Annotated in this window: 20 protein-coding genes; 15 read left to right on the forward strand and 5 right to left on the reverse strand. The window is 59.1% G+C overall.

Annotation, left to right across the window (positions count from 1 at the left end; genetic code table 11):
* The first annotated feature begins 38 nt into the window (after positions 1-38).
* Genes mtnB through BIS10_RS00175 form a run of 3 tightly spaced genes read left to right on the forward strand, consistent with a single transcriptional unit; the run spans position 39 to position 1898 of the window.
* Positions 39-629, forward strand: a complete 591-nt coding sequence (gene mtnB, locus BIS10_RS00165) for a methylthioribulose 1-phosphate dehydratase (RefSeq protein ID WP_253501100.1) — start codon at positions 39-41, stop codon at positions 627-629.
* Entirely contained in the window at positions 626-1312 is a 687-nt protein-coding gene (mtnC, locus tag BIS10_RS00170) for an acireductone synthase (RefSeq protein WP_253501103.1), read from the forward strand. Before mtnB ends, mtnC begins: the two co-directional genes overlap by 4 nt.
* Positions 1313-1349: 37 nt before the next feature.
* Entirely contained in the window at positions 1350-1898 is a 549-nt protein-coding gene (locus tag BIS10_RS00175; RefSeq protein WP_253501106.1) for an acireductone dioxygenase, read from the forward strand.
* A gap of 203 nt (positions 1899-2101) precedes the next feature.
* Here the strand turns inward: BIS10_RS00175 and mtnK are convergent, their stop codons facing one another.
* Together mtnK and BIS10_RS00185 are read right to left on the reverse strand one after the other, a co-directional pair.
* Complete coding sequence (gene mtnK / locus BIS10_RS00180) at positions 2102-3364, reverse strand: S-methyl-5-thioribose kinase (RefSeq protein WP_083024971.1); 1263 nt, start codon at positions 3362-3364, stop codon at positions 2102-2104.
* Between the two features lie 144 nt (positions 3365-3508).
* Positions 3509-4441, reverse strand: a complete 933-nt coding sequence (locus BIS10_RS00185; protein ID WP_253501109.1) for a LysR family transcriptional regulator — start codon at positions 4439-4441, stop codon at positions 3509-3511.
* 88 nt (positions 4442-4529) lie between these two features.
* Here BIS10_RS00185 and BIS10_RS00190 point away from each other — a divergent pair, with 88 nt between their 5' ends.
* On the forward strand, positions 4530-4958 hold the full coding sequence (locus BIS10_RS00190) for a DMT family transporter (protein ID WP_253501112.1): 429 nt from the start codon (positions 4530-4532) through the stop codon (positions 4956-4958).
* A gap of 13 nt (positions 4959-4971) precedes the next feature.
* Positions 4972-5436 carry a DMT family transporter gene (locus tag BIS10_RS00195; RefSeq protein WP_083024976.1) on the forward strand — a complete coding sequence of 155 codons (465 nt, stop codon included), beginning with the start codon at positions 4972-4974 and terminating at the stop codon, positions 5434-5436.
* Here the strand turns inward: BIS10_RS00195 and BIS10_RS00200 are convergent.
* A complete protein-coding gene (locus tag BIS10_RS00200; RefSeq protein WP_253501115.1) occupies positions 5384-6619 on the reverse strand; it encodes a diguanylate cyclase in 1236 nt (411 codons plus the stop codon). The two genes, BIS10_RS00195 and BIS10_RS00200, sit on opposite strands and share 53 nt — an antisense overlap.
* A 200-nt stretch (positions 6620-6819) precedes the next feature.
* Here BIS10_RS00200 and BIS10_RS00205 point away from each other — a divergent pair, with 200 nt between their 5' ends.
* Positions 6820-7104, forward strand: coding sequence for a YrhK family protein (locus tag BIS10_RS00205; protein WP_253501117.1), 285 nt, complete (start codon positions 6820-6822; stop codon positions 7102-7104).
* Here BIS10_RS00205 and BIS10_RS00210 read toward each other — a convergent pair.
* The gene (locus BIS10_RS00210) at positions 7101-7958 is read right to left on the reverse strand and encodes a DeoR/GlpR family DNA-binding transcription regulator (RefSeq protein WP_392567138.1); all 858 of its coding nucleotides are present in this window, start codon (positions 7956-7958) and stop codon (positions 7101-7103) included. The genes BIS10_RS00205 and BIS10_RS00210 overlap by 4 nt on opposite strands.
* 58 nt (positions 7959-8016) lie before the next feature.
* On the opposite strand from BIS10_RS00210, the gene BIS10_RS00215 reads away from it, so the two are divergent.
* The 6 genes from BIS10_RS00215 (at position 8017) to BIS10_RS00240 (ending at position 13795) form a co-directional block, all read left to right on the forward strand.
* Positions 8017-8997 (forward strand): ABC transporter substrate-binding protein, encoded by a 981-nt coding sequence (locus BIS10_RS00215; protein WP_253501120.1) that lies wholly within the window; start codon positions 8017-8019, stop codon positions 8995-8997.
* Between the two features lie 2 nt (positions 8998-8999).
* The gene (locus BIS10_RS00220) at positions 9000-10700 is read left to right on the forward strand and encodes an iron ABC transporter permease (RefSeq protein ID WP_253501122.1); all 1701 of its coding nucleotides are present in this window, start codon (positions 9000-9002) and stop codon (positions 10698-10700) included.
* Entirely contained in the window at positions 10688-11758 is a 1071-nt protein-coding gene (locus tag BIS10_RS00225) for an ABC transporter ATP-binding protein (protein WP_253501125.1), read from the forward strand. The genes BIS10_RS00220 and BIS10_RS00225 overlap by 13 nt, the downstream gene beginning before the upstream one ends.
* On the forward strand, positions 11755-12837 hold the full coding sequence (locus tag BIS10_RS00230) for an MBL fold metallo-hydrolase (protein WP_253501127.1): 1083 nt from the start codon (positions 11755-11757) through the stop codon (positions 12835-12837). Before BIS10_RS00225 ends, BIS10_RS00230 begins: the two co-directional genes overlap by 4 nt.
* Before the next feature lie 9 nt (positions 12838-12846).
* Positions 12847-13293, forward strand: a complete 447-nt coding sequence (locus BIS10_RS00235; RefSeq protein ID WP_253501130.1) for an HAD family acid phosphatase — start codon at positions 12847-12849, stop codon at positions 13291-13293.
* A 91-nt stretch (positions 13294-13384) separates the two neighbouring features.
* Positions 13385-13795 carry a hypothetical protein gene (locus BIS10_RS00240; protein WP_083024983.1) on the forward strand — a complete coding sequence of 137 codons (411 nt, stop codon included), beginning with the start codon at positions 13385-13387 and terminating at the stop codon, positions 13793-13795.
* An 8-nt stretch (positions 13796-13803) separates the two neighbouring features.
* Here BIS10_RS00240 and BIS10_RS00245 read toward each other — a convergent pair whose 3' ends face one another.
* Positions 13804-14487: a GntR family transcriptional regulator gene (locus BIS10_RS00245; protein WP_253501133.1), complete on the reverse strand. Its 684-nt coding sequence runs from the start codon at positions 14485-14487 to the stop codon at positions 13804-13806.
* Between the two features lie 154 nt (positions 14488-14641).
* On the opposite strand from BIS10_RS00245, the gene dctP reads away from it, so the two are divergent.
* From dctP to BIS10_RS00260, 3 genes are all read left to right on the forward strand, one after another.
* Positions 14642-15637 carry a TRAP transporter substrate-binding protein DctP gene (gene dctP, locus BIS10_RS00250; protein ID WP_159343310.1) on the forward strand — a complete coding sequence of 332 codons (996 nt, stop codon included), beginning with the start codon at positions 14642-14644 and terminating at the stop codon, positions 15635-15637.
* A gap of 80 nt (positions 15638-15717) precedes the next feature.
* Positions 15718-16239 (forward strand): TRAP transporter small permease subunit, encoded by a 522-nt coding sequence (locus tag BIS10_RS00255; RefSeq protein ID WP_083024987.1) that lies wholly within the window; start codon positions 15718-15720, stop codon positions 16237-16239.
* A gap of 2 nt (positions 16240-16241) precedes the next feature.
* The gene (locus BIS10_RS00260; RefSeq protein WP_253501136.1) at positions 16242-17576 is read left to right on the forward strand and encodes a TRAP transporter large permease; all 1335 of its coding nucleotides are present in this window, start codon (positions 16242-16244) and stop codon (positions 17574-17576) included.
* Positions 17577-17587: the final 11 nt, after the last annotated feature.

Below are 17587 nucleotides of genomic sequence, written 5' to 3' on the forward strand. Positions count from 1 at the left end.
ATAGAATGGCCGCCACTAGACGAGGCGATGCTGACCCGATGAACACCTTACACACCGAACTGCTGGACGCCATCTCCTGGGCGGCGCAGCAAGGCTGGACGCCCGCCACCGGCGGCAACTTTTCCGCGCGTACCGAGGCGGGTTATTTAGTCACCGCCTCCGGGCGGGATAAAACCCGTATCCAGGCGGATGATCTGCTGCTGTGCGACCTGGAAGGCCGTGTGCTGGAAGGCAACGGCAAACCCAGCGCCGAAAGTGACCTACACGCCGCGCTGTACCGGCTAGACCCAAGCATTCACTGCGTGCTGCACACCCATACCGTGGCCAGCACCGTGCTATCGCGGCGCTTTCCCGACGGCATTGAGCTGAGCGGCTTCGAGATGCAAAAGGCGCTGGCGGGCAACGTGACCCATGACGCCACCATTCGCCTGCCGGTGGTGCCCAACTCCCAGGATATGGAGGAGTTAGCCAAGCACGTTCGCCAAGGCTGGCCGATGCCCTGGGGCTTTTTGGTCGCGGGCCACGGTATTTACGCCGTGGGCGACAGTATCGCCAGCTGCCGCCGCCATCTGGAAGCAATCGAATTCTTACTTGCCTGTGTACTGGAAGAGAACCGGTGGACCCAATGAGTCAATCAACCGTTCGCGCCATCGTGACCGATATCGAAGGCACCACCACCGATATCAACTTCGTTCACAAAGTGCTGTTCCCCTATGCCTACGCCAAGTTGCCTGACTTTCTGCGCGAGAACGCAGAAGCACCGGCGGTGGCCGAGCAGATCGACGCCGTGCGCAATGTCATACAGGACGGCTACGCCACGTTGGAAGCGGTAATTGCTACGCTGCTGCACTGGATCGACACCGACCAGAAAGTGACGCCACTCAAAGCCCTGCAGGGCATGGTGTGGGCCGACGGCTACCAGCGCGGCGACTTCACTGGCCATTTATACGCAGATGTCGTTCCGGCGCTGCGCCAGTGGCAGGCCGAAGGCGTGGCGCTGTATGTGTACTCGTCAGGCTCTGTGCAGGCGCAGAAACTGCTGTTTGGCTACAGCGACGAAGGTGATTTGACCCCGCTGTTCAGCGGCTACTTCGACACGCACATTGGCCATAAGCGCGAGGCCGTGGCCTATCAGCGCATTGTCGAAGCGCTCGATCTACCTGCAGAGTCGATACTGTTCCTGTCGGATGTGGTCGAAGAACTAGATGCAGCCAAGCAGGCGGGTATGCAAACCTTACAACTCGTGCGCGAAGGTACTCAGGCAGGCACTGTACACGCCTGTGTCGAAAGCTTTGCTGACATTGCCCTTTAACGGCTATGTTCACCCCTTACCTCTTAGGAGCGTCTTTATGTCCCAACTGAAAGTCTTTGCCGATCAACATCCTAATGATGCGCTGCTGGACACCACGGACGGCGAGCAAATTACCGCTGAGCTGAACCGGGTAGGCATTCTATTTGAGCGCTGGGCAGCGCCGGGCGAGATTGCCGACGATGCCACCCAGGAGGAGATTCTGGCGCTCTATCAGGAAGACATCGTCCGGGTCAAAGCCAAGGGCGGCTACCAAACCGTCGACGTGCTGCACATGGTGCCCACCCACCCGGACAAAGAGGCGATGCGTCAGAAGTTCCTGAACGAGCACCGCCACCATGAAGACGAAGTGCGCTTTTTCGTGAAGGGCCAAGGGTTGTTCTGCCTGCATATCGACGACAAGGTGTATCAGGTGCTCTGCACCCGCAACGACCTGATCAGCGTGCCTGCCAATACCCCGCACTGGTTCGATATGGGCCCAGAACCGGAGTTCACCGCGCTGCGCTTCTTCGACAACGTGGAAGGCTGGGTGCCCCACTGGACCGACAGCGACATCGCCGGGAAGTTTGATCGTTTAGATCAGCTTTGAATAAAAAAGACTGATCCCAGGCCGGTACACACCTATGCGGGGGCGCTGTGAACCCATCCATGGGCGCTACTTTCGCCATCTGACCGCCATGGATGGCGAGAATGCCGGAATAGCATGGAGCTATTTCCGGCCATGGCGAAAGACCCCCGCTACGGTCTGTCCCGGCCTTCTCACATCGCCGTTCTGTCGTTAATAACCTCTTCCTACAACACTGCTTTCTGGTTGAACGTTTTGGCCAGCTCTACCAACGCGTTGAGATCGCAGTAAGCTTTCGGCTCCATGATCAGCGCTTGGCCCATCAGCACGTTGCGTGCTTCCAGTTTGGCGCGCAGGGCGGTGTCTTCGATCTCTTCGAAGTCGGCATTGTGGGCAAGCGACAGCACGCGGCGGTGCATTTCGATGCCGCAGTAGGCCAGCGCATCTTCACGGATCTCTTCCAGCAGCGCGTCGCAGGCGTCGTCGGCGCTGTTGCCCTGCTCTTCGAACAGCGCTCTGGGGAACAGAATGCCGGTGCGTTCGGTTTGCCAGAGGTGGCGAAACTCCTCATCGAAGCGGGTAAAGCAATCGGTGATCACTTCTAAAATCCACGCTTGATACTCCTCCAGGTCACCTTCTTTACGGTGGGCGGGCTGGCTAAAGTAGGCCATGAAGAAGTTGGCTACCGCCATGCCCAAGTCGAACGCCATGGGTCCGTACTGGGAAAATTCAGGGTCGATGACGCGCACGCTGGTGTCGGTGGCCATGATGGAGCCGGAGTGCAGGTCGCCGTGCAGCATGGTCTCGGTGTTGGCGGTGAACTTCATCAGCAGCCGCTGCACCTTGGCTTTCAGGCGCGCGTTGCGGCGCAGCTCGTCCACCACGGGCGATAGCTCGGGCGTGTGGCGGTTCATCTCCGCGCCGTAGTAGGGGTCGGTAAACACCAGCGATTCGGTGATCGCCGGAATCGCCACGTTGCCAGAGAACAGCCCGACATCAGCTTTCTTATCCGGGCTAGCCATGGAAAGCTCAGAGCCGCGAAACGCCGTGCGCGCACAAAACTCACCCAGAGTAGCGCCCAGCTCCGCCACGCGTTCGCCGCTGATCAGCTTGCGCCGCAGAATCACATGGGGGTACAGATACTCCATCACGATCAATGCCTGGGGCTTATCGAAGTAGTACACCTCGGGGGCCACGCCCGGTGCGCGCTTGGCTTGACGCACTAAGGCGTAATACTCGAAATGGGCGCGATAGAGCGGCAGCGGCCAGCTCTCGCCCACCATGCGCACATAGGGCAGCGCCTGCTTGACCACCACGCTGCCAGTGCTGCCTGTCACGATAAACACCAGATTGAGGTTGCCATCGCCCACCTCACGGATGTGCCACTCGGCGGGGTTGCCACCCACACGGCTGGCGACTACCTCCACACCGCCTAGCCGCTGGGCCAGGGTATCCACTGCTAACGCTTGATAAGTCTGCTCGTTTGCCACCGATGATTCCTCACACAAAATGGATGTGTGTTTGTCATACCCCGGCAACGTTGTCAATTCAGTGCAGCATGATGGGGGCGCTACACCACTGGCTGCATCACTTTTTAAAATGCATTTCGCTCAGTACGCTTCTACACACCTTCTCTAAGACCTATCCCAGTAAGGCTTGTCGCCGATGATGTGCTCTAAATAACTCATGAAGACCGATACCTTCGACGAGCGCAGGCGATTTTCAGGATAAATGGCGTAGATGTTGTCCAGATAGCCATCTTCAGACGCTTCCCATTGCGTCAGTAACGGCACCAACGTTTGCTGGCGCAGCGGCTCAAAGAGTAGCCACGAGGGAAACATCACTACGCCCTGCCCCGCCATCGCTGCTTCCACCAAGCTTTCGGCATTGTTAGCGACCAAATTGCCCGATAACGCGTAGCGCACCGCCCGTGGTGTGTGGGGTTCCTGGAAGTACCATAGCTGCGCTCCCTTACTGCCTTTATACAGCAGGCAGTTATGCTGGCTGAGCGCCCCTGGCGAAGCAGGCTCGCCGTGCGCCGCTAGATACGCTGGTGACGCGCAGACGATAAAACGCTGCCGGGCGATGCTGCGGGCCACCAAACTGGAATCCGCGAGCGCCCCCACGCGAATCACCACGTCGGCACCCTCTTGCACCGGATCAATAAAGCGATCCTCCAGCGTTAAATCCACCTGAATATCCGGGAACTGCTGCTGAAACCGCGCCAAGTGCGGCGCGATATGACGCCGCCCGAAGGCCACGGGCGCATTGATACGCAGCACGCCCTGAGGATGCTGCGCGCCGCCCATCACTTGCTCGGTGGCTAGCTCCAACCGGGCCAGCGCATCGCGCACTTCGTGAAAATAGCGCTCGCCTGCTTCGGTCAGCCGTACCGCTCGGGTGTGACGATAGAGCAGTCGCTGGCCCAGCGACTGCTCCAGGCTAGCGATGTGCCGAGAAGCAGATGAGGTAGGCAACCCGTAGTAACGCGCCGCTTCCGAGAAACTGCCGCTGGCGGCCACGCGCACAAACAGGCGCAGCGCCAAGAGACGAATCGAGTTGTCCAAAATGCAATAGTCCTTTGCCTTTTTAGCGCATTGTAGCAATAAGGCTTCCTCTTTAGAGTGCTGCCTCTTCATAAGAGGGGAGCAACACATGCAACACGCACTGATTCTGGTGGGCGTACTGATCGCCGGTATGGGCCTGTCGGTGGAAGCGGGACTGTTAGGGCCGCTTGGCGAGCAGGTGGGTCACCTTTCCGCCACGCTCTCCATTTTTATGGTGGGGGCGCTGCTGCTATCACTGGCGCTGCTGTTTTCGCCCAAGCGCCAGTTGGGCGCGCTGTTCAAACAGCCGCGTTGGCTGTTAACCGGCGGCGTGATGGGGCCGATTTACGTCATTATTTTAACGTTGGCCACCCCGCTGGTGGGCGTCGGCATGACCATGGTGGGCATTTTGTGCGGCCAGGTAGCGGCCAGCTTAGCCATTGACCATTTTGGCTGGCTCGGCAGCGAACGTCGCCAAGTGGATGGCTACCGTTTAGGGGCTCTTGCCATGATCCTTGCCGCGCTTTGGTTGATGTAACAGGAGAGACACCATGCTTTTACCCATCGTATTTGCCCTACTGCTAGCAGGCGGCGCGGTCTTGGCCGCTCAATCCTCCATTAACGGCCGTTTAGGTGCTCACACCGGCGTGCTGGAAAGTGCGTGGCTAACGTTTGCCGTGGGTGCCGTACTGACCTTTTTGCTGATGTTCTTTTTTGAGCCTTCCCACGAGGCGACTCTGTTTAGCGTGCCCAAGTGGCAGCTGACCGGCGCGCTGTTTGGGGTGGTGTATATGCTCGCGATTGTGTTTGCAGTGCCCCGTGTCGGAACCGCTGCTGCAACCGTCGCGGTGATTTCTGGTCAGCTGTTGATGAGCTTATTGATCGATCACTTTGGCTGGCTCAATAACGCTGAACGCGCGCTGGATGGGTCACGCTATCTGGCCATGGTGCTCTTGCTGTTGGCTATTGTATTGATCTACCTAAGCCATCGCCGCTCAGCGCGTCCAGCGAGTTGATCATCACCACCCGGTTTCGCCCTTGGCGCTTGGCCTCGTAAAGCGCCTGATCGGCGGCTCGGAATAGCTGCGAAGCGGTCACGCCCACCTTGGGTTGCAGCATTGCCCCTCCTACGCTAATAGTGATGTTCCCAGGCTCTGTGCGGCCATGGTGGGGCAGTTGCAGTGCCTCTACGGCTTGGCGCAGCTGCTCGGCCTGGGCCAGCACTGCCTGATGCGACTGCCCCATACTCAGCACTACAAACTCTTCTCCTCCAAAGCGCGCTACCACGCAGGCATTGCCCGCGTGGGCATGCAACGTGCTAGCGACTTGCTTGAGGCAGTGATCGCCCTGCAAATGGCCGTAGTAGTCGTTGTAGGCCTTGAAGCAGTCAATATCGATGACCATGAGCCCAATCGTGGCGTGCTCTTCCACAGCCTGCTGCCAATGTTGGTTAAACAAGGTATCGAACTGTCGGCGATTGGCTAACTCCGTCAGCGAGTCCGTCAGCGAAAGTTTGGATAGCTCCGCGTTACTGCGCAGCGCGTGTCCGGCTCGATGGGTTTCGCGCAGCAACAGCAGGTAGGCTTTGCGTTCGCTGGCTTCCAAGCGGTAATTGGCCACCAGCGTAAAGACCGCCTTGGCACATAGGGTAAAAATCGCCAGCCGTTTAATTTCAATCGGCATCGGCTCGTAACCCACGACGAAGCACACCATGATGGCGATGCTTATCAGAGAAGAGGCCAAGGCGTACGAAAAACGCAGCGAGTAGAGCACGTTACCCACGACCAAAATCAGGCCGAACGAGAAGATATCTAAATAGGAGTAAGGTGACTTCGATGAAATAAAAATCAAACAAGAAGCTACCATGGCGACCACCACCGTACTTGCCATCAGTGCTTCGCGTTTAGCGCCCGATACCCCTTTATAGATTGCCCATAAGACGGGTAGACCAAACGGAATGACCACCAAGCCTCTGAGCAGCACAGAGAGCCAAAACTCATCAGGGCGAAAACTATAGTCATTAATGAGGAACAGGATGTAAATCAGCGCGGCGATCAGGCCAGCCACCACCATGTGTCGGTTTCGCTGCGGCTGGGTATCGTACTCAAAACGCGCCTCTACCTCATCCGCAAAACGCAGTTGCCAGTTTGGCCGCACCAGCTCACGTTCAATGGCGCTGTTAAAGGAGTCACTGGTCATTCATACCTCGTTGAGTCCCGGCTTCTCTCGTCTATCCTGACGGAACAACGTGACGAATACACGAAACCCGCACTGACGAGTAGGTAAACACTCACTACGCTTAACGCGGGTTAGGCTAACCTCTTTTTGACACACAACCGTCAGAACGATCAACGCTTTCTTCGCGCTATTCCTTCCCCATGACCCGTAACGGAGACCCTATGACGCGCCCAACTACCGCCCCTCATCAAGACTTAACCTTCACCATGGGGCGTGAGGAACTGGTGATTCACCGCCGCTACGAAGTGCTCAGTATTCTCAACGATTTCATGCTGGGACTGTGGTTTGCCATTGGCAGCGTCTGCTTCTTTTATGACGGCACCGTCAAAACCATCGGCGTTTGGCTCTTCGTGATTGGCAGCCTGCAACTGCTGATGCGCCCAGCCATCCGCCTGCACCGCTACATCTATTTTAAGCGGCTGCCAGATGAGCAGCACGATGCCTAACCTCCGCTCATAAAGCGCACACCCTGGGCGGCTAACGGGCTTCTTAAACGATCAGGCAGCGGGCTGTCGGTAATTACCGCGTGATAGTCTGCCAGCGAACCGGCGGCGCAGCGCAGCGGTAGGTCGAACTTGGTCTTATCCAGCACTAAAATTCGGTATGCCGCGTGGGCCAGCAGCGCCTCACGGGCCATTACTTCGTCGTCGTTGTAGTCGTAGAGCTGGCCGTGGCTATCCATACCGCCCACAGAGACAATGCCAATATCCACTCGATAACGCTGAAAAAAGCGCCAAGCGTCGCCACCAATCACATCCTGATCACGGCGGCGTACGCGGCCTCCGGCCACCACCAGCTCACACTCCAGCGCGCATAACTTGATCAAGGCGTGCAGATTATTGGTCATAATCTGCAGCCCCTGCTTGTCCCGCAGCGCGTCGGCTAGCTGCTCTACCGTCGTCCCCGTCCCCAAAAAGAGCGACTGGTGATTGGAAATCAACGACGCCGCCTGCCGCGCAATATGCCGTTTGCCTTCCTGATTGACGATTTGGCGCTGGTCGTAGCCCACATTCTCTTGATCGGGAAAAGGCATCACCTCGCCGTGGCGGCGCAGAATCAGCCCCTGTTCAGCCAAGACGCGAATATCCCCCCGCAGGGTTTGCACGGAGACGCCAAAGTGATGGGCAAGCGCCGCCAGCGTTTGCCGCCCCTCTCCCCGCACGCGAGCCAACACGGCACGCCGCCTTTCTGTCACGTTCATGCTGTACTTACCTTTCTCTTTATCGTGCTTGCTGGCAAAACGAAAAAAACTTTCCCGCCAGCGAAAGCTAACCGCTATCAAACGAAAGCGTAGTGTCACGATGTTGTAAGCCGATGACAGTAGTGTGGTGGCTGTTCACCTACTGGAGGTTTTCCCGATGTTGAAGCGCTCGTTGTGTTCCGCTGTGACTCTCGCAAGCATTGCCCTCTCCACGTCGTTGCTCGCTGATGACAAGCTGGTGCTCTACACCAGCCAACCCAATAGCGATGCCCAGCAAACGGTCGATGCGTTCCAAGCCGCCTACCCGGAGATTGAAGTGGAGTGGGTACGCGATGGCACCACCCGCCTGATGACACGCTTGCGTTCAGAGCTGGCTGCCGGTGTCAGCAACCCTGACGTGCTGCTGATTGCCGATAGCATGACCATGACCTCGCTGAAACAAGAGGGCCATCTGCAGCCCTACCTCAGCCCTGAGCGCGATGCCTACGACGAAGCGCTTTACGACCCAGAAGGCTACTTCTACGGCACCAAGCTCATCACCACCGGTATCGTTTACAACACCGGCGCCGAGCAGCAGCCTCAACGCTGGGAAGACCTGACCGGCCCTGAGTATGAAGGCCTCGTCACCATGCCTAGCCCGCTGTACTCCGGCGCGGCGCTAATTCATATGGCAGCCATCAGTGAAAACCCGGCATTAGGGCTTGAGTACTACGAGGCACTACAGGCCAACCGCACGGAAGCACAGGGCGGTAACGGCGGCGTGTTCAATGCGGTGGCCGCGGGCACCAAGCCCTACGGCATCGTGGTGGATTTCCTACCCATCCGCGAAGCCGCGAAAGGCTCGCCCGTGGCGTTTGTGTTCCCTGAAGAGGGCGTGAGCGCCGTCACCGAGCCCGTGGCCATCATGCAAGAAGCTGAGAACCTAGACGCCGCTCAGAAATTTGTCGACTTCGTGCTCTCCCAACCGGGGCAAGAATTGGTGAGCCAGCAGGGCTACCTGCCTGCTCACCCGGATGTGACGCCGCCGGAAGGCTTCCCTGAGCGCAGCACGATCAACCTCATGCCGGTGGATATTGAACAGGCGCTCGAACAGGAAGAGACGCTCAAGCAGCGCTTTAGCGATCTGTTCGGCGGCTAACCATGACCCCTTCGCTCAACCTTGGCAGCCAGCATCGCTGGCTGCTTAGCCTGATCACCCTACTCATCGTACTGCTCAGCCTCGCGCCCAGTTTGCGGCTACTCATCGAGGCACTGAGCGACCTTGGCCAGGGTAGCCAAGCGCCGCTGTGGAAGGTGCTCAACGCTGCCAGCACGTGGCGTGCGCTGTGGCACAGTGTGTATACCTCGGGCCTCGGTATGCTGATTGCGCTGGTGCTGGGTAGCCTGTTCGCGTTTGTGATCACATTGACGGATATGCGCGGCAAAGCGTGGCTAGTGTTCTGCTTTATGCTGCCCATGATGATCCCGCCCCAAGTCACCGCCCTGAGCTGGCTACAGCTGTTTGGCCCCGCCAGCCCCTTGTTAAAAAGCATCGGCATGGCTCCACCGTTAGGCAGCCCGCAGCCGCTCTACTCCGCAGAGGGTATTGCGCTACTGCTGGGCATCCAGAGTGCGCCCCTGGTGTTTTTGGCGCTACGCACGTCTCTGCTGTCCCTGCCACGTGAATTGATTGAAGCCGCGCGCATCAGCGGCGCGCGCCAAACCCAGGTGTGGGGCCATATTATCTTGCCCATCACCCGCCACGGCCTAATTGCCGGGGCCGCCATGGCGTTTATCTCCAGCCTGGGTAACTTCGGTATTCCCGCGATGCTGGGCATTCCCGCCGGTTATTACGTGCTGCCCACGCTGATTTATCAGCGCATGGCCAGCTTTGGCACCGGCGTACTGGCAGAGATGGCGGCGCTTTCTCTGTTGATCGGCATCCTGGCGCTGGCAGGCGTGGCCTTGCAGCAGTATTGGATGAACCGCAGCCGGTTTGGGTTAGGCGGCCATAGCGGCCGCGCCCACGATTTTTCGCTAGGCCGCTATCGCTCCCTCGTGACAGCTTTGCTGGTCGGCGTCCTGCTGGTGATTCTGGTCGCGCCGCTAGCCGCGCTGGTGGTGAGCTCCTTGGTGCCTGCCATGGGCGTGCCACTGAGCGTTGAGTCCATTACGCTCAATGCCTATCACGAAGTGATTGGCCGTCAAGGAGCCACTTGGCGGGCAGTGCGTAACAGTCTTTGGCTGGCAGGCGGTGCCGCGCTGGTACTGATGCTATGCAGCCTGCCGCTCGCTTACCGCCTACAGCGCCTTCCCCCGCGCCTGCAGCAGCTCACCCTTAGCGCCATTGAGCTGCCGTACGCGCTGCCCGGCGTAGTACTGGCGATTGCCTGTATTTTACTGTTTGTCCGCCCGTTACCGCTCATCAACCTAGCGCTTTACGGCACGCTCGGATTGATCTTTGTGGCCTATCTGGCGCGCTTTTTGGTGGTCTGCCTGAAACCGGTAAGTGCCAGCTTGGCCCAGCTAGATCCCTCACTGGAAGAAGCCGCTCAGTTGGCGGGCGCAGGCCCCTGGCGTCGGCTCATCACCATTCTTTTACCGCTGATTGCGCCCTCGCTGTTTGCCGGCGGGCTGCTGGTATTTTTGCTGGCAGTGAATGAACTGACCGTCTCCGCGCTGCTCTGGAGCGCCGGGAATGAAACCCTGGGCGTACTGATTTTCAACTTAGACGAGGGCGGCGAGAGCGTGCTGGCATCAGCAGTCTCCGTGCTGGTAGTGATCATGGTCGCCTCGCTGATGCTATCGCTCAGCCTGCTGGCCCCACGTCTACCTAAAGGAGTCGTGCCGTGGCAGGGCTAGCTATTCATCGTGTGACCAAACAGTTTGGCGATCACCAGGCGGTTGATGATCTGTCGCTGGAGATTGCCCCCGGCGAGTTTGTGGCCCTACTCGGTCCCAGCGGCTGCGGCAAAACCACCATGCTGCGCATGTTGGCGGGGTTTGAGCAGATCAGCAGCGGCATCCTCACGCTCAACGGCACGCTACTCGCCAGCGACCAGCACCATGTGCCCCCTGAGCAGCGCAACATGGCGATGGTGTTTCAGTCGTACGCGCTGTGGCCGCATATGAGCGTGGCCGACAACGTGGGCTACCCGCTGAAACTGCGCCGCATTCAGGGCAGCGAGTATCAGCGCCGAGTCGCCCACGCGCTGGAGCAGGTTGCGCTTACCCCCTACGCCCAGCGCGCTCCACAGGAGCTCAGCGGTGGCCAGCGCCAGCGGGTGGCGTTAGCGCGCTGCCTAGTCACCGACCCAGACGTGGTACTGCTTGATGAGCCGCTCGCCAACCTAGACCGCAATCTGCGCGCGTCCATGGAGCACAGCTTTGTCGACTTCCACCGCCGCACTCAAGCCACCATGGTGTATGTGACCCATGATCAAAGCGAAGCCATGGCGATGGCGGATCGCATTGCGGTGATGCGTGACGGCGCGCTGGTACAGTGGGCAACGCCTGAAACGCTCTACCGAGAGCCGCGTAGCGAATGGGTGGCTCGGTTTATCGGCCAAGGTAGCCAGCTCAAGGTCGCAGGCGGCGCACCGGGCCAGCGACTAAGTGAACCAGCGCTGATGCAAGGCTTGGCCGCGCCGCTCGAGGCCCGCACTCAGCCCGTTTTGGTACGTCCTGAACATATCCGTATTGAGGCACACTCCCCTGCACCGTCGTCCGCGCAATCGCCTAACTCTCACGCCTTAACCGGACGCGTGGAGCGGCTCACCTTTCGCGGTGAACGCTATGAGCTACACCTGCGCTTATCCACGGGAGAAGCGCTGCTAGCCTATCATCACACCGCGCTCAACGAGGGTCAGCACGTCGCGGTGCGCTTGCTGGAAGGCTGGTGCCTGGAGCCTGACCAATGAGCGCCGCGATTCAGATCCTCAGCGGGCTGGGCGGCAAAGGGCCGGCGGCCATCGTGGTGGAAACGCAAGGCAAACGCCTGCTGCTGGATGCCGGAGGCGCACTGCACCCCGGCGAGCCGATTACCTGGGCAAGTGGGCTGGACGTAGACGCCGTATTGATCAGCCATGACCACGTGGACCACATTGGCGGCGTTGCGGAACTGCCCGCGCAGATTCCGCTTTACTGCACGCCGTTAGTCGCCAAGGCGCTGCCCCCACAACGGGCGTGGCAGCCACTGCCCTACCGAGGTCGTATTAACGTCGAAGGGATTGCGGTGACCACCGGGCAAGCGGGCCATTCGCTAGGCGGTGTCTGGCTACATCTCGACGTTGCAGGCGGCATTTTCTACAGCGGCGATGCCTGTTTTGAGTCGCGCCTGTTTCCGTTTGATGCGCCCCCACCCGCACACACGGCGCTGCTGGATGCCTCCTACGGCCGCTACGACCAGCTCCAAGCGCAGTGCATCCACGCCATAGGCAAAGCGTTAGACTACCCGTTGGTGCTGCCGGTACCGGAAACGGGGCGTGCCCTGGAAATGGCGCTATGGCTGGCGGAAGAGGCGGACCAACGCCACCTGCCCTTGGCGATTGATTCGATCATTCGCGATAACCTGGCCGCCCTACTCGCGTTGCCTAATGACCTTCGCCGTGAAGGGTTAGACGAGGCTATCCAAGCGCTTTTAAAACGCCCTAATGCCCGCGACCCGGCGCTTTGGCTGGTCAGCGACCGTGACGATAACCCTGCCGATTGGCCGCATCACCGCCTGCTCCACACCGGCTACTTAACCCCACAGCGCCGCCAACAGCTCGCCGCTGGCGAGGTGCTTTGGCAGCGCTGGAACGTTCATTTGCGCGCCTCGCACTTGGTGGCCCTGGCCAACCAGCTCCAGGCCACCCAAGTGGCTCCGCTTTTTACGCCGCTCCATGCCGATGCTGAGGCCACTTGGCGTGCCCTGCTGGGCGAACGGTTCATCACCCAGCCTTCGCTAAACGCCCCGTCAGCGGCGCGCCCGCTCTCTTCACTTCTGTTAACGCATTAGGAAACGTCTATGAACGCAGTCATTGTTGATGTCGACGGCACGCTGGCCGAGTTTCACCCTGCCGATGTCCACGAGTGGGTACTTGGCCCCGCCAAACAGTGGGATCCTTTCTTTGCCCACATGGCGAACGCGCCGGTGATTGAGCCCGTCGCCCGGCTGGTCAAACTGCTAAAAGCCCAAGGTCAGCAGATCGTCATCTGCAGTGGCCGCCCAGACAGCCACCGAGAGCACACCCAGGCATGGCTCACCCGCCATGACATTCCTTTCGACGCCATGTACTTACGCCCGGAAGGCGACGACCATGTGGATGACGAAGAGGTGAAATCAGCGCTACTGAACCAAATGCACAGCGACGGCTTCGCCCCCTGGCTCGTGCTGGATGACCGCGATGCCGTCGTCGCCCAGTGGCGCGCACTCGGGCTGACCTGCCTACAGTGCGCACCGGGGGATTTTTAAAGCCGTATATAGCGCTTGTTGCCACTCAGCGATAAAGTCTTTGCGCGAATACACATTTCACGGATGAACCAAAACATAAGGAGTATGTTGCATGCGCTTACACCGACTAATGTGGGCACCTACGCTTGTGCTGTTAGCTGCCTGTGGAAACGACGCCAGTACTGATACAAGTAACGATGCAAGTAGTGGCTCCAATGAAGCATCCATCTCGCAAGACATGCTGTATGGGCGTTGGGCGGCAGAACCCACATGGTGCCAAGAGGGGCAAGAAGGTGCCCCCATCACGTTAGCGCAAGGAAGGTTTGAGGGACGTGAAAACCGTTGCGATATGGCATTGGAGGAGAGCGATGAACCACATACTTGGCAAGCAACACTCAGCTGCCAAGGGGAGGGAATGACCAGCGAAGAGCGTCTTCAGCTCATCCTGGAAAGCGATAATACACTGACCCTTACTTATCTGGATCGTGATCGCCAGCAGATATCGCTTAGCCGCTGTGATTAACGCTCACACTAGCCCGTGCGCTCCATCGGCGCTTCCATACGGCGCACGCTGGCAACGAAGTCGCTAAAGCGCTCGCCTTGAATCAACACGTGGTCGCAGAGCGCCTGTTGGGCCTGGGCGGCGTCGCCCTGCTCGATGGCGTCGACGATCGTTTGGTGCTCATGGAGCGAGTTGTTCATGCGCTGGCGGACCTGCAGTTGCAAGCGGCGGTAAGGCTTTAAGCGCTGCTTGAGCTGGCGGGCTTCGCTGGCTAAAAACGTGTTGTGGCTGGCGGTGTAGATACAGTCATGGAAGGCTTCGTTCTCGTAGTAGTACTCATCGGTGTCGCCCGCCAGAGCGGCGGCTTCGCAACGCTTGTGTGCGGCCTTGAGCGCCGCCAGCTCTGGCTCGCTGATGCGCCGCGCGGCCAAGCGGCCACACATGCCTTCAAGCTCTGCCATCACTTCAAACATTTCGATTAGCTGATCGATACCCACCTTCGCAACGAACGTGCCTTTCTTCGGCGAGACCGTGACCAGCCCGCTGGCCACCAATTGTTGAAACGCCTCACGCACTGGGGTGCGCGATACATTGAACTCTTGGCCAAGGGCTTCCGGGTCTAGCCGCTCGCCGGGGGCGCGCCGCCCGTTGATGATGTCATCCTCTAAAGAATCCCTTAGCCGCTGTGCGTTGGAACGCTTCGTATCCGCCATGACTGACCTCCTTCGGTAACGCCGCAGGCTATGACATAAATATGGCATAAATTTGACATTAGCATACATAACCGCTATTGAAATATATATCAGCTCGCCTGATAAACACACAACGCTAATCCAAACACACAACAACAACTGTTGGAGACGCCACATGAAACGCTTCTTACTGCCCACCGCTGCGGCCCTGGGCCTCGCTATTGCAGCCTCCCACGCCAATGCGGATACCGTCCTACGCGCTTCTCACCAGTTCCCAGGGGGCCAAGGCGATATTCGCGATGAAATGGTGCAGATGATGGCACGCCACGTCGCCGATGCGGATGTCGGCTTGACCATCGAAGTTTACCCAGGCCAGTCGCTGTTTAAGGCTCGTGAGCAGTGGGGCGCCATCGCCCGCGGCCGCCTGGATATCACCTCGCTGCCGCTGGATTATGCCAGCGGTCGCCACCCGGAATTTTCGGCCACGCTGATGCCGGGCTTGGTGCGTAACCAGGCCCACGCCCAGCGGCTGAACGACTCCGAGTACATGACGATGATTAAAGACGTCATCATCGAAGGCGGGGCACGCGTGCTAGCGGATGCTTGGCTATCGGGTGGTTTCGCCTCTAGCGAGCAGTGCATTACCTCCCCAGAAACGGTGAATGGGCAGAACATCCGCGCCGCTGGCCCTGCGTTTGAAGAGATGCTGGAAGCGGCCGGCGCGTCGATCTCCTCCATGCCCTCCTCCGAGGTCTACACCGCCATGCAAACCGGCGTGCTGGAAGCCGCCAACACCTCTTCTATGTCGTTCATCTCCTTCCGCCTTTACGAACAGGTGGAGTGCTTGACGGAACCCGGCGATTACGCCCTCTGGTTTATGTACGAGCCCATCCTGATCTCTGAGCAGGTGTGGCAAGGCTTAACCGAGGAGCAGCAAGCCGCGCTCATGGAAGCCGGTGAGGCCGCCGAGGTCTATTTCGCGGAAGAAGCGGCCGCCATCGACCAGCAGATGGTCGACGTGTACGAGGAGAACGGCGTCGAGGTGGTCAGTATGAGCGAGGATGACTACAACGCCTGGCTTGAGATTGCCCGCGAAACCTCCTACAAAAACTTTGCCGATAACGTTCCCAACGGTCAGGCCATCATCGACGCAGCGCTTGCCGTCGAGTAAGGCGCGCCTCCATTGACCGTGCTGGCCACTCGCTGAGTGGCCACGTTTGTCCGCTGCTTGCTGAGCTTGACGAGGGAACTATGGCAACTTCAACCACTCACCCCCCTGCCGTACGCAGCGGGGTCATCGGCGGCTATATCCGTTTGATGGATATGCTGTCGCGCGCGTCGGCTTACCTAGCCTGTGCCATGTTCGTGGCAGGCGTTTTGGTGATCTGCCAGATGGTCTTTATCCGCTACGCCTTGGGCATGAGCACAAGCTGGCAGACCGAATTCACGATTTTCTCCGTGACCGGGGCCATGCTGATGGGCAGCCCCTACGTACTGATGACCGGTGGCCATGTGGCGATCACCATCGTACCGGACGCCCTCGGCGGCCTAGCGCAAAAAGCCATGCGTTTAGTCGCATCGCTGTTTGGCCTGCTCTTTTGCGCGGCGCTGGCCTACGCCTCTTGGGTGTACGTCTTTGAAGCGCTGCACGGCGAATGGACCACTGGCTCGGTGTGGAACCCACCGCTCTGGCCCGCCATTCTGCCCATGGCCGTGGGGGCCACGCTGCTCTCGCTGCAGTACGTGGCTGAAATTATGCGCGGGGAGGGCTAATCATGGATCCCATTACGCTTGGCATTATCGTGGCCATTGGTTTGATTGTGCTGATGGCGATTGGTACCCCGATTGCGTTCGCGCTTGGCGGTGTGTCACTGCTGGCGCTGCTGTACGACCGGGGCCTGCCGGAACTTACCTACTTTGGCGAAACGTTTTTTGATCGCATCGCGGAGTTTGGCTTTGTGGCCATCCCGATGTTTATTCTGATGGGCGCGGCGGTGGCCTCCTCCCCCACCGGGCGCGATCTTTACCGCTCGCTAGACCTGTGGATGGGTCGCCTGCCCGGCGGCCTGGCAGTCTCTAATATCGGTGCCTGCTCTATTTTCGCTGCGCTCTCGGGTTCCTCCCCCGCCACCTGCGCCGCCATCGGCAAAATGGGCATTCCTGAAATGCGCACCCGTGGCTACCCGGATGGCGTGGCGGCGGGCTGTATCGCCGCAGGCGGCACGCTGGGGATTTTGATTCCCCCCTCGGTCACCATGATTATCTACGGTATCTCGACCGAAACCTCGATTGGCCGCCTGTTTATTGCCGGGGTGGTGCCGGGCTTTATGCTCGCGGGCCTGTTTATGATCTGGACCATGATCGCCTGCAAGATGGCCGGGGGTTACAACAACCCACTGGCGGCCTCTGCTGAAAAGATGAAGGAGAACATCAAGCAGAACGTCGATAGCAACATGAAGGCGCTGGTGCGGGTGCTGCCCTTCTTGGGTGTGGTCGCGGGTATTCTATTTGCCCTTTACGGCGGCGTGGCGACTCCGTCGGAAGCCGCAGGCGTGGGGGCATTTCTCTGCTTGGCGCTGGCGATTGTAATTTACCGCATGTGGCAGCTGGGCCCCATCAAGCTGATCATGCGCGACTCGCTGCGGGAAAGCGTGATGATCATGCTGGTGATCGCCACCGCCGAGGTGTTCGCTTACGCGCTCTCGTCGATGTTCATCACCCAAACCGTGGCCGCGGCCATTGCCGATTTAGAAGTGAATCGCTGGGTGCTGATGGGCGTCATCAACCTGTTCTTATTAGTGGCAGGATTCTTCCTCCCCCCTGTTGCTGTCATCGTGATGACCGCGCCGATTCTGCTGCCGATCATTTTGGCGGCGGACTTCGACCCCTACTGGTTCGCGGTCATTCTCACCATCAACTTGGAAATCGGCCTGATCACGCCGCCGGTGGGGCTTAACCTGTTCATTATTAAAGGCATCGCACCCGATATCTCGCTGCGGGATATTCTGATGGGCAGCCTGCCCTATGCGCTGTGCATGGTGCTGGGCATTCTGCTGCTTTGCCTGTTTCCGGGGATTGCGCTATGGCTACCGAACCTGATCATGGGTTAAAGGGGGACGCA

The sequence above is a fragment of the Halomonas sp. 707B3 genome, from assembly GCF_024158645.1.
In the GTDB taxonomy this organism is placed as follows: Bacteria; Pseudomonadota; Gammaproteobacteria; order Pseudomonadales; family Halomonadaceae; genus Vreelandella; species Vreelandella lionensis.